The 11,635-nt window shown below is 66.0% G+C and carries 10 protein-coding genes; 6 read left to right on the top strand and 4 right to left on the bottom strand.

What is annotated here, in order from left to right:
- Nucleotides 1-13 precede the first annotated feature (13 nt).
- From cysS to dcd, 6 genes are all read left to right on the top strand, one after another.
- Nucleotides 14-1,417 carry a cysteine--tRNA ligase gene (cysS, locus tag AAFP05_RS02755; RefSeq protein ID WP_341728328.1) on the top strand — a complete coding sequence of 468 codons (1,404 nt, stop codon included), beginning with the start codon at nucleotides 14-16 and terminating at the stop codon, nucleotides 1,415-1,417.
- A gap of 9 nt (nucleotides 1,418-1,426) precedes the next feature.
- Nucleotides 1,427-2,371 carry a 23S rRNA (guanosine(2251)-2'-O)-methyltransferase RlmB gene (gene rlmB / locus AAFP05_RS02750; RefSeq protein ID WP_341728327.1) on the top strand — a complete coding sequence of 315 codons (945 nt, stop codon included), beginning with the start codon at nucleotides 1,427-1,429 and terminating at the stop codon, nucleotides 2,369-2,371.
- Between the two features lie 112 nt (nucleotides 2,372-2,483).
- Complete coding sequence (locus AAFP05_RS02745; protein WP_341728326.1) at nucleotides 2,484-4,037, top strand: altronate dehydratase family protein; 1,554 nt, start codon at nucleotides 2,484-2,486, stop codon at nucleotides 4,035-4,037.
- A 34-nt stretch (nucleotides 4,038-4,071) separates the two neighbouring features.
- Entirely contained in the window at nucleotides 4,072-4,770 is a 699-nt protein-coding gene (locus AAFP05_RS02740; protein WP_341728325.1) for a GntR family transcriptional regulator, read from the top strand.
- 170 nt (nucleotides 4,771-4,940) lie between these two features.
- Nucleotides 4,941-6,383, top strand: coding sequence for a glycine hydroxymethyltransferase (locus AAFP05_RS02735; protein WP_341728324.1), 1,443 nt, complete (start codon nucleotides 4,941-4,943; stop codon nucleotides 6,381-6,383).
- A gap of 92 nt (nucleotides 6,384-6,475) precedes the next feature.
- Nucleotides 6,476-7,075, top strand: coding sequence for a dCTP deaminase (dcd, locus tag AAFP05_RS02730; protein ID WP_341728323.1), 600 nt, complete (start codon nucleotides 6,476-6,478; stop codon nucleotides 7,073-7,075).
- A 57-nt stretch (nucleotides 7,076-7,132) separates the two neighbouring features.
- On the opposite strand, the gene AAFP05_RS02725 is transcribed toward dcd, so the two are convergent.
- The 4 genes from AAFP05_RS02725 to AAFP05_RS02710 form a co-directional block, all read right to left on the bottom strand.
- Nucleotides 7,133-8,701 (bottom strand): FHA domain-containing protein, encoded by a 1,569-nt coding sequence (locus AAFP05_RS02725; RefSeq protein WP_341728322.1) that lies wholly within the window; start codon nucleotides 8,699-8,701, stop codon nucleotides 7,133-7,135.
- A 70-nt stretch (nucleotides 8,702-8,771) separates the two neighbouring features.
- Nucleotides 8,772-9,443 carry a methionine ABC transporter permease gene (locus tag AAFP05_RS02720; RefSeq protein ID WP_341728321.1) on the bottom strand — a complete coding sequence of 224 codons (672 nt, stop codon included), beginning with the start codon at nucleotides 9,441-9,443 and terminating at the stop codon, nucleotides 8,772-8,774.
- A gap of 67 nt (nucleotides 9,444-9,510) precedes the next feature.
- Nucleotides 9,511-10,494 (bottom strand): ATP-binding cassette domain-containing protein, encoded by a 984-nt coding sequence (locus AAFP05_RS02715; RefSeq protein WP_341728320.1) that lies wholly within the window; start codon nucleotides 10,492-10,494, stop codon nucleotides 9,511-9,513.
- 4 nt (nucleotides 10,495-10,498) lie between these two features.
- The gene (locus AAFP05_RS02710) at nucleotides 10,499-11,356 is read right to left on the bottom strand and encodes a MetQ/NlpA family ABC transporter substrate-binding protein (RefSeq protein ID WP_341728319.1); all 858 of its coding nucleotides are present in this window, start codon (nucleotides 11,354-11,356) and stop codon (nucleotides 10,499-10,501) included.
- Nucleotides 11,357-11,635: the final 279 nt, after the last annotated feature.

Below are 11,635 nucleotides of genomic sequence, written 5' to 3'. Positions count from 1 at the left end.
TAAACTCCACCCTGTGAGCTTTCATCTCTTCGACGAACGCAGTGGCACGGTCACCGAGTTCATTCCCCTGAACCCGGGCAAGGTATCGATCTACCACTGCGGCCTGACGGTGCAGTCAGCCCCGCATCTGGGACATATCCGCAAGGAAGTCGTCTTCGACGTGCTGCGGCGCTGGCTCTCCGCCGAGGGCTACGAGGTGAAGGTCGTCGCGAATATCACCGACATCGATGACAAGATCCTCAGCAAGTCGGCTGACCGGGGCATCGAGTGGTACGAACTCGCCTATGCGGTCGAACTCGAGCTGCACCGGGCGTATCAGGCGCTGGGCTGCGAGCCCCCGAACTACGAGCCGCGTGCCACCGGTCACATCCCCGAAATGATCGAACTCATCAAGGTGCTGATCGACCGCGGCCATGCTTACGTCGCCGACGATGCCTCGGGCGATGTCTACTTCGACGTGCGTTCCTGGCCTGACTACGGCGAGCTGTCGAACCAGCGGATCGACGACATGGCCCCTGCGATCGATGCCGACCCGCGCGGCAAGCGCGATCCCCGCGACTTCGCACTATGGAAGGGCACCAAGCCGACCGAGCCCACCACCGCCTCCTGGCCGGCTCCCTGGGGCGCCGGGCGTCCGGGCTGGCATCTGGAGTGCTCTGCGATGAGCCTGAAGTATCTGGGCAGCGAATTCGACATCCACGGCGGCGGGCTTGACCTGCGCTTTCCGCACCACGAGAACGAACTGGCCCAGTCACGCGCCGCCGGGCACGGCTTCGCCCGCTACTGGATGCACAACGCCTTCGTCACGATGGCCGGCGAGAAGATGAGCAAGTCACTGGGCAACGGAACGGTGGTCACCGAGGTCACTCAGCAGTATCCGGCACGCGCGGTCCGGCTCTATCTCGCCCAGCCGCACTACCGGTCGGCAGTCGAGTTCAGCCCGACATCGCTGGCCGAGGCCACCTCGCAGCTCGAGCGCATCGACTCGTTCTTGACCAGGGCCGGTGCCACTGGCCGGTTCGCCTTCGAGTTCGCGCAGCTGCCCGCCGCCTTCGTCGAGGCAATGGACGACGATCTGGGCACTCCGGCGGCGGTGGCTGTCGTCTTCGACACGGTCCGTCAGGGCAACCGGGACCTGGATTCCGCAGACAAGCAGGCTGCCGCGGGCAGACTCACCCAGCTGCGCGCGATGCTTCATGTGCTCGGACTGGATCCCTTCGATCCGGCGTGGGCAGGCTCGCAGGGCAGCGGTGACCTGACCGAGATCGTGGACGGACTCGTCCAACTACTGCTGGAGCAGCGCGCCCAGGCGCGCGTCCGCAAGGACTGGGCGGCGGCGGACGCAATCCGCGATCAGCTGACCGCACTGGGCCTGACAATCGAGGACACCCCCGATGGTGCCCGCTGGAGCCGGTAAGGAGCATTCGTGGCGACTGGACGAAAAGTAGGGTCGGGCGGGCAGCGTAAGCGCGGCCTGGCCGGACGTGGACCGACCCCCAAGGCGGAGGACCGTGCCTACCACAAGCCGTATCGGAGCAAGTCGAACGGCAGTTCAGGGCCGGGCTCGCAGCCCGCGAAGAACAACCCCAACCGCTCACGGGCCCAGGGCAAGAGCGCCGGAGCCGACTGGGTGGTCGGGCGCAATCCGGTGCTGGAGGCGATGACCGCCGGTCTGCCGATCAAGGCCGCCTACGTTGCCGAGGGCGCCGAGCGCGACGACCGGCTGCGTGACATCTTCCGCTACGCGGCCGAGCACTCGATCTCGCTGCTACAAAGCACCCGCGCCGAACTCGACCGCCTCACCGGCGGCGCGGTGCATCAGGGCGTGGCGCTGCAACTGCCCGGCTACGAGTACGCGCATCCGAACGATCTGATCGCGGACGCCGTCAACGACCAAACCCGCGCCGGACTATTGGTGGCGCTGGACGGCATCACCGATCCGCACAATCTGGGCGCCATCGTCCGATCGGCGGCGGCTTTCGGCGCGCACGGCGTGATCATTCCCGAGCGCCGCAGCGCCTCGGTGACCGCGGTGGCCTGGAAGTCGTCCGCGGGCGCACTCGCCCGGATGCCGGTGGCGAAGGCCACGAATCTGAACCGGGTGCTGCAGGACGCAGCCAAGGCCGGTTTCACGGTGGTCGGGCTGGCCGGCGAGGCAGCCAACGATATCGCCGGGGTCCCGGGGGTGGACGGCCCGGTGCTGCTGGTCGTCGGCTCCGAGGGCGCCGGGTTGGCTCGGTTGACCCGCGAGCGCTGCGATGTGCTGGCCAGAATCCCGATCGCCAGCGAGGTGGAGAGCCTCAACGCCTCGGTGGCTGCGTCCATCTCGCTCTACGAGGTGGCCCGCTGCCGCGGGGATATGGCCGACTGATCGGCCCGTCAGTTCGCCTGCCAAGCCTGCCAACAACCGGGAGCGATCGAATATTTGATATTATTTGCTCCGGCGAGGAAGCTGCCGCGCGCCGAGGAGGCTGCCGCGGTTCATGGCTTGGAAGGTGATGACGATGGCGTCCGATGACGCAGTTCTGGTACTCAATGGCACCGACGATGTCGCGGTAGCGCGCAGGAAGCTTCTTCCGGGCGAGGTGATAACCACCGCGCACGGCCCGCTCACAGTGCTCGATGTCATTCCGCTCGGCCACAAGATCGCGTTGCACGATGTCGCCGAAACCGCGCCGGTCACCAAATACGGCTACCAGATCGGTGTCGCACTGCAGCCCATCACGGCAGGCCAGCACGTCCACGTGCACAACCTGGTCTTCTCTGCCCACCACAAGCCGAAGGTCTCCGATCTCGATCACGCTGCCTGGACGCCGCCGGCGGTGCCCGAGCGCACCACCTTCATGGGAGTGCGCCGCAACGACGGCACCACCGCTACCCGCAACTACATCGCGGTGCTGTCGACGGTGAACTGCTCGGCGAACGTCTGCGAGATCGTCGCCAACGAGGCGACCCGCCGCGGTCTGCTGGACGATTACCCGAATGTCGACGGCGTGATCCCGCTCGTCCACGGGCTGGGTTGCGGCATGGCGACCAGCGCACTCGATCTGCTGCAGCGCACCCTCGCGGGATTCGCCACCCATCCGAATGTCTCCGGTGTCATCGTGATCGGGCTCGGCTGCGAGGTCAATCAGGTCGACCTGATGATCAAGCAGATCCACACCCGCCGCGGTGTCGCGCAGGAGCGGATGACCATTCAGCAGACCGGCGGCACCCGAGCCACCGTGGAGGCTGCTCTCGACGGCATCAAGAAGATGCTGCCGAGCGTCAACGATTCGTTCGTGCGCACCCAGCGTCCGGTCAGCGAGCTGGTGCTCGGTCTCAACTGCGGCGGCTCGGACGGATTGTCCGGCCTGACCGCCAACCCGGCGCTCGGCTACGCGTCCGATCTGATCGTCGCCCAGGGTGGACGATCGGTGCTCGCCGAGACCCCGGAGATCTACGGTGCCGAGTCGCTGCTGGTGCACCGCTCGACCAGCGAGGAGACCTCCCGGCGTCTGATGGACAAGATCGCCTGGTGGGAGGATTACACCTCCAAGCTGGGCGCCACCATGGACGCGAACCCGTCGCCCGGAAACAAGGCCGGCGGCATCACCACCATCTTGGAGAAGTCGCTCGGCGCGGTCGCCAAGTCTGGCCATGCCCCACTGCAGGCGGTGTACGACTACGCCGCCAACATCGACCGGCCCGGCCTCGGATTCATGGACACCCCCGGATACGATCCGGTCTCGGTGACCGGTCTGCTGGCGGGCGGCGCCAACCTGATCTGCTTCACCACCGGACGCGGCTCTGCGCTGGGCACCGCTCCGGCACCGACCCTGAAGCTGGCCACCAACAACGCCCTCGCCGCCCGGATGGCCGAGGATATGGACATCAATTGCGGGCCGATTTTCTCCGATGGGGTGCCGGTGGCCGAAAAGGGCCTGGAGATCTACAACGCCCTGCTCGATCTGGCCAGCGGAACGCCGTCGAACAGCGAGTCACTAGGCTATGGACGCAACGAATTCCAGCCTTGGCATATCGGAGTCGTAATGTAATCCGTGACGCCGCCCCCGAACGAAAGGCGAAGTGATGGCACAGCCGAAAGTCAGGCCCCTCGAACGCAAGGTGCTGCGTGACACTGTCTACGAATCGCTCGTGGACATGCTCATGTCCAACACGCTGGCACCCGAGGCACCGCTCAGTATCGATGGCCTGGCGAGTGAACTGGCCGTGTCACCCACTCCGGTTCGCGAAGCGCTCGTCCATCTCGAACGCACCGGCCTGGTCACCCGTGCACCGCTGCGCGGCTACCGGGTGGCACCGCCACTGACTCGCGACCAGATCGCCCAACTCTGCGATGTGCGATTGATCCTGGAGCCGGGGGCGCTCGCGCTCGCCTTCCGCCGGGTGGACGAACTGGCGCCGGCGCTGACCAAGGCACATGCCAAGCACGCCAAAGCGGGGGCGGCGGTCGCAGGCATCATTCCCGACAAGACGACAATGAACGCCTACCGCGAATACATGGACGCGGACTGGGCCTTCCACAACACCATCTTCGGGTTCACCGACAACGTCTACGTGCAGAACACCGCCGACCAGCTGCCGGCACACCTGCACCGGCTGCGCCAATCGGTGCAGCGCGGTATCAACGATTCCAAGCTCGCGATCGCCGAGCATGCGGCAGTCTTGAAGGCCGTCCAGGATCACGACCTGCAGGCCGCGCAACAGGCGATGTTCGACCACATCGCCGGAGTCAAGGAACGCGCGACCCACGACGAGGAGGACTGAGGGCCTGGCGCCGTCTGCTGCGCGTCCGCCGCCGCGCCGGTCTGCGCATTCGGACCAGACGTTGGCCGTTCCCTAGCCGCGCTCTCGGCCGAGCGTTCGGTGACATCAACCGCGACCAGTTTGAGGCGGTACACTGAGGGGGCGTTGTTCCCCTTCTATCTGGAGTGTCCGTGACCGAGTCAGCAGCCCTCGCCACCACCGCCTACCAAGCCATGCTGACCCTCGTCGGTCAGACCGAACCGCGCATCGCCGAAGCGATCAAGGCCGAATTGCACGACCAACGGCATTCGCTGAAGCTGATCGCGTCCGAGAACTACGCGTCGCTGCCGACGCTGCTCGGGTTGGGAACCTGGCTGTCGGACAAATACGCCGAGGGAACCATCGGTCACCGCTTCTACGCCGGGTGCCAGAACATCGACACCGTCGAATCCGTGGCCGCCGAGCACGCCCGCGAACTCTTCGGCGCCGAGTACGCCTATGTGCAGCCGCACTCGGGCATCGACGCCAACCTCGTCGCCTATTGGGCCATCTTGTCTCACCTGGTGGAGCGTCCGGCGCTGGAGAAATACCACGCGAAGACGGTCAACGATCTCAACCAGGCCGATTGGGACGAGCTACGCCACGCGCTTGGCAACCAACGCCTGATGGGCATGAGCCTGGACGCCGGCGGCCATCTCACCCATGGCTTCCGTCACAACATTTCGGGCAAGATGTTCGACCAGCGCAGCTACGGCACCGATCCGGTGACCGGCCTGCTCGACTATGAGGCCTTGCGCCAGCAGGTCCGCGAATTCAAGCCCGCGATCCTGGTCGCCGGCTATTCGGCGTACCCTCGGCGGCTCAACTTTGCCACCATACGCGAGATCGCCGACGAGGTCGGCGCGGTGCTGATGGTTGACATGGCCCACTTCGCCGGATTGGTGGCCGGCCAAGTCTTCACCGGTGACCAGAACCCCGTCCCGTTCGCCCATATCACCACCACGACCACCCACAAGTCGCTGCGTGGTCCGCGCGGTGGCATGGTGCTGGCCACCAAGGAATTCGCCGACGATGTCGACCGCGGCTGCCCGATGGTGCTCGGTGGCCCGCTCGGCAACATGATGGCCGGCAAGGCCGTCGCACTGGCCGAGGCCCGTCAGCCGCAGTTCCAGACCTACGCCCAGCAGATCGCCGACAACGCGAAGGCGCTTGCCGAGGGGCTGCTCTCCCGGGGCGCGACGCTGGTCACCGGCGGCACCGACAATCACATCGTCCTGCTTGACGTGGCCAGCTCGTTCGGACTAACCGGACGCCAGGCCGAGGGCGCATTGATCGACTCGGGCGTGGTGACCAACCGCAACTCGATTCCGCGTGATCCGAACGGCGCCTGGTACACCTCGGGCATCCGGCTCGGTACGCCTGCGCTGACCAGCCGCGGGTTCACCCCGTCCGACATGGACGTGGTCGCCGGCCTGATCGCAGACGCATTGAGCGCCACCGCACCGGTCGTCACCGCCGCCGGCGCGCCCGGCAAGGCCAAGTACACGATCGTCGACGGGGTCGCTGAGCGCACCAAGGCCGCCGCGGATGAGCTGCTGGGCAACCACCCGCTCTACCCCGGTCTGGAGCTCTGAGCTTCCTCACATCGCACGCCTGCGCGGCGGCTCATCCCATCTCGGGGTGGGCCGTCACGCATGACTCCGGTGAACTTCGATAGATTGCCTTCATGCTTTTGTCGGATCGTGACATCTGTGGCCAGGTCAATGCGGGGCGGGTCAGTCTCGACCCCTGGGATGCATCCATGGTGCAGCCGGCGAGCATCGATGTTCGTCTCGACCGCTATTTCCGCATCTTCGAGAACCACCGCTATGACGCGATCGACCCTGCCGCCGACCAGTCGGAGCTGACCCGGATGGTCTCGCCGGAGGGCGACGAGCCATTCGTCCTGCACCCCGGCGAATTTGCCTTGGGCGCAACCTACGAGTACGTGACGTTGCCCGACGACATAGCCGCCCGGCTGGAGGGCAAGTCGTCGCTTGGACGCCTGGGTCTGCTCACGCATTCAACCGCGGGCTTCATCGACCCGGGGTTCTCGGGTCACGTGACGCTCGAACTGAGCAACATGGCCACGCTGCCGATCAAGCTCTATGCGGGTATGAAGATCGGCCAGCTCTGCTTCTTCCAGCTCAGTTCGCCCGCAGCGCACCCGTACGGTTCGGCGACCACCGGTTCGCACTACCAGGGCCAGCGGGGCCCCACGGCGAGCCGCTCGCACCTGCATTTCTCGCGCATCGACGTGCCGCGCAATCCCGACATCGAAGGCTGAGCGGCCGGGCTCTCGCCCTGATCGGACGACTACCGGGCCGGCCAGTGCCGGACTCGATCAGGGGGCCAGCACAGAGATCGTCTGCCCGTCGCCGAGATCGACGGCGCCGCCGACCATCAACTCGATGCTGCGCCCATTCGTCAGATGAGCCGTCTGGCCGTTGGGGAAGATCACGATGGTGCCGTTGGTCGAGTTCAGGTCCGATACCTGGATGCGCCCACCGGTGGGCGCGATCCGCAGATGGGTACGGCTGATGTCGTGGTTAGGGCTGGGCACCCGCAGCACCTGCTCACCGGACTCGGCGGACGGTGAACGGCCGATCACGACCGGGCCGGTCAAGACGATGCGTTCGCCTGCCGCGGTGAGCAGCACCGCCGGCGGCATCGGAGCAGCGGCCTGCTGCGGCATGGGTGTCGCCGCTTGCGTCGGTGCCGGGGCGCCCGCCGGACGCGACTCCCGGGCCGCGAATCCCGCAGCGCCCCAGGGGCCGGTGGTTCCCGCAGGCCCGAGTGACTGACCGGCTGCGCCAGTCGGCTGACCTAGCGCGCCAGCGGACTGACCGGGTTCGGCGTCTGGTTCCTGGCCCGGAGCATAGGGCGGACGCTGACCCAGCACCTGCGTGGGTTCGCGCGCAAAGACCGGACGAGCGGCGGGGGCCTGGGATTCCGGAGCCTGCACCGGCCAAGCGTCTACTGCGGGCTCAGCCACGGTTTCGAACGCGGGTGACGCCGGTTCGAAGACGGGCGCGGATGGCTCGAAAGCAGGTATGGGCGGCTCAGTGAAGACCGGCTCCGAGTACTGCTGCGCGTCGTCCCGGGAACCTTCGTCCGCAGCTTCTCGAGCGATCGGTCCGGGGACCACCGGGCCGCGCGTCCAGGGCTGCTCGGAAGCCGCCGGTGCCACGGGCGCGGAAGGCTCCGGCTCCGCGTCCGGGAATACCGGTGGGACGATCAGCCGCTCGCCGAACGGCGAGTCATAGAGGTTGACCGAGTTCTCCACGATCCCGGCAGCGGGCTCGGCGGCGGCGGAGGGTGCCGGCTCGGCGGCAGGAGAGCCGGTTGCGTCCCAAGGAACGGCCGGTTCAGGCTCGGCGGCGGAAAAGCCGACGTCACCCCACAGCGCGGCCGCTTCGGCAGCCGCCCCGGAATCTCTCGCGGCACCCGCGCCGGGTTCGGCGTCCAGGTAGACCTCGGCCGCCTGAACCGCGCCGACGACCAGCGGCAGCTCCAAAGACTCCCCGGACCGCGCCGCCCCGTCCAACGGCAGGTAGACCGAACGCGAGCTGAGGGTCAGTTCGTGCCAGGTCAACGCACCGGCACCGGATGCAAGCTCGGTATCGTTGTCGGCATCGAGCACCCGCATCGAACCGCGCAGTAGGCAGTGCAGCTGCTCGTCGTCCCAGAAGAGGACGGCCAGATTGGGCATCGCGTCGAGGCCGCGATCAGCGAGGATGCGAACGATCTGGGAGATGGACGCGCAGTCGAGCAGCGTCGCCCAGAGCCCGCCGATGAAGTCAGTGGTGGTGTCGGGGCTAGGTTCCACGATCACCATCGACGTCGGACCGCTCAGTACCGTCCATCGTCCGTGCACATAGCTGGCACGCCATGCGCCGTAGGGGGTCCTCATCGCGTTCTCCTCCCGATACGCCGTTTTCACGGCCAATTGCTAGCCTGACAGCTTCGGAAGCAGTGAGCAATCATCCGCGCCGGTGGGCCATCCCGCGGACGATGCCGTCGCCGATCGACTGCACCAACTGGACGAGCACCGCCATCACGATGATCGTCATCGCCAGCACTTCGCCATTGAACCGCTGGTAGCCGTAGCGGATGGCGAAGTCGCCGATGCCGCCGCCGCCGATGGCTCCTGCCATCGTCGAGTAACCGATCAGCGTGACCAGCGTCAGGGTGGCGCCCGACACCAGTCCGGGCATCGATTCGGGAAGCAGCACCTTCCAGACGATCTGCCAGGTGTTGGCACCCATCACCTGGGCGGCTTCGATCTTGCCCGGCTCCACCTCACGCAATGCCGACTCGACGACCCGTGCGTAGAACGGGATGGCGCCGATCGCCAGCGGCACGATCGCGGCGGTCGGGCCGTATGCGGTGCCCATCAGCCAGCGGGTGAAACTGAGCAACGCGATCATCAGGATGAGGAAGGGCAGCGAGCGCGCGAGATTCACGATCACGCCGACCACCTGATAGACGGCGCGTTGCGGGCGCAGACCGTCGGGCGAAGTCAGCCGCAGGATCACGCCGACCGCGAGTCCGAGGATTGTCACGATGACGAACGAGCCGCCGACCATCCATGCGGTCTGGCCGAGGGTCTCCATCATTTCCGGGAATGCTTCAGTCCAGCTGACCTTCCTCATAGCCGCGCGCTCACTTCCCGCTTTGCTGATTGTTCGGGCGACCGGGACGGGCGCAAGTAGACACCGTTCATAGCCGCGCGCTCACTTCCCGATCGGTCAGGTATTGGTGGACGGCAGCCCTGTCGTAGACGCCGTCGGGGTGCGTCAGCGAAACGCGCAAACGACCGACCTTCTGCCCTGCGATCCAGTCGACGGAGCCACCAAGAATCGAGACATCCAATCCGAAATGCTTGGTCAAACCCGAGATGATCGGCTCAGCGGTGTGACTTCCGGTGAATGTCAGCACCATTGAGCGCTCCTCGGGATCCAACGCCGGATCGCCTGTCGGCAGCAGGATGTCGGCGAGCTGGGAGGCGGGATCGGCCACCAGCTCAATCAGCGGCCCCTGCTCGACCACTCGTCCGTCTGCCATCAACGCGGCGGAATCGCAGATGCGGCGCACCACCTCGGACTCATGAGTGATGAGCACCACCGTGACGCCGGTCTCCTGGTTGATCCGCTTGAGCAGATCGAGGATCTGCTCGGTGGTGGCGGGGTCCAGCGCGCTGGTGGCCTCGTCACAGAACAGCACTTGAGGCCCGGCGGCCAGCGCGCGGGCGATACCCACGCGCTGTTTCTGGCCACCGGACAGTTGAGACGGATAGGAGCCGGCCCGATCACTCAGTCCGACCAACTCCAGCAGCTCGTCCACCTTGGCCGTGCGCTGGGGACCCGAGATGCCCTGGATCTCCAGCGGGAAGGCCACATTCACGGCGGCGGTGCGGCTGCCCAGCAGGTTGAAGTGCTGGAAGATCATCCCCATCCGATGCCGCATCTGGCGTAGCTGCGCCCGGTTGAGCGAGGTGAGCTCAATACCGGCGACCTCCACTGAACCTGACGTCGGACGCTCAAGCGCCGTGAGGCAGCGCATCAGCGTCGTCTTGCCGGCGCCGCTGCGTCCCAGGATGCCGAAGATGCCGCCGTCGGGCACGTGCAGGCTGACGTCCTGCACGGCCGCGACGGCTTTGTCACCTTTGCCATAGACCTTGGTCAGGTTAGTGACGGTGATCATCTGCTCAGCCGTTCACCGGCAGCACGCTGCCCTGGTAGTTGTCGATGATGTACTGCGCAAGCTCGGGCGACTCGAGCGCCTCGGCCAGCTTCTGGACGCGCGGGTCGTCCTTCAGCGTCGCCTTGGTCACCAGCACGTTGGCATACGGGTTGCCCTCGACCTGCTCCAGGATCAATGCATCGTTGGCCGGAACAAGGCCGGCTTCCAGCGCGTAGTTGCCATTGACGATCGACAGGGTCACGGCCGGATCGTCCAGCGAGGCGGCGAGCTGCGGACGATCGATCTTGATGAAGGAGATGTTCTTCGGGTTCTCGGAGACATTCGCATCGGTGATCTGCGAGTAGTCGAGGTTCGGATCGTTGCGGTCGACGTCCAGCTTGATCAGGCCGGCATCCTCCAGCAGGAAGAGGCCACGAGCCTGGTTGGTGGCGTCCGCAGGGATCGCGATCACGGCGTCATTGGGGATGTCGGTCAGCGCGCTGACCTTCTTGGAGTAGAGGCCGAGGGGCTCCAAGTGCACGGTGGCCACCGGGACGAGATCCGAGCCGGGATGGTTGGCGTTCCAGTCGTCCAGGTAGGGCACGTGCTGGAAGAAGTTGGCGTCCATGTCACCGGCCTCGGTGAGCTGGTTGACATCGACATCGCCGGAGATCTCGACAACGTCTACCTTCACGTCGCCCAGCAGGCCCAGGGTCTCGGCCTCACGAATGAGCTCGGCGTGCGGAATGACGTCGGCCATCACCTTGAGCGGCTTGGAGGTGTCGGCAGAGCCATCACCGCTCGACGAGCCGGCACCGCAGGCTGCCATCGAGGTGAGGAGGGTTGCAGCAAGCGCGCCCGTCAGCAGTTTTCGAAGTCGCATGGAAGGATCCTATTCATCGGGTTTGGCAGATGTTCGATCGTCCATCAGCACGGTCCGCAGCAATCTCTGCGTTCTTCGAGGCAGCGATCGCTGCGACTCCGGTTGCGGAGGAGCGATCGGTCCGTGCTGTCAGACTGACATTCGCAGACAGCACATGGGCATCGTCATCGAGCAAGCGCAAACTACGCTGCTGATGCTGATGATCTGGCCCATGGCTTCGAGGGTACTTCATCGCCGGTAGTGGGGCCAAAACGGGCGATAAGGCGGCTCCAGCGATAG

The organism is Brooklawnia sp. (genome assembly GCF_032229645.1).
Taxonomy (GTDB): domain Bacteria; phylum Actinomycetota; class Actinomycetes; order Propionibacteriales; family Propionibacteriaceae; genus Brooklawnia.
The sequence above is the reverse complement of the archived record's forward strand: the minus strand, read 5'-3'. Positions and strand labels throughout refer to the sequence as shown.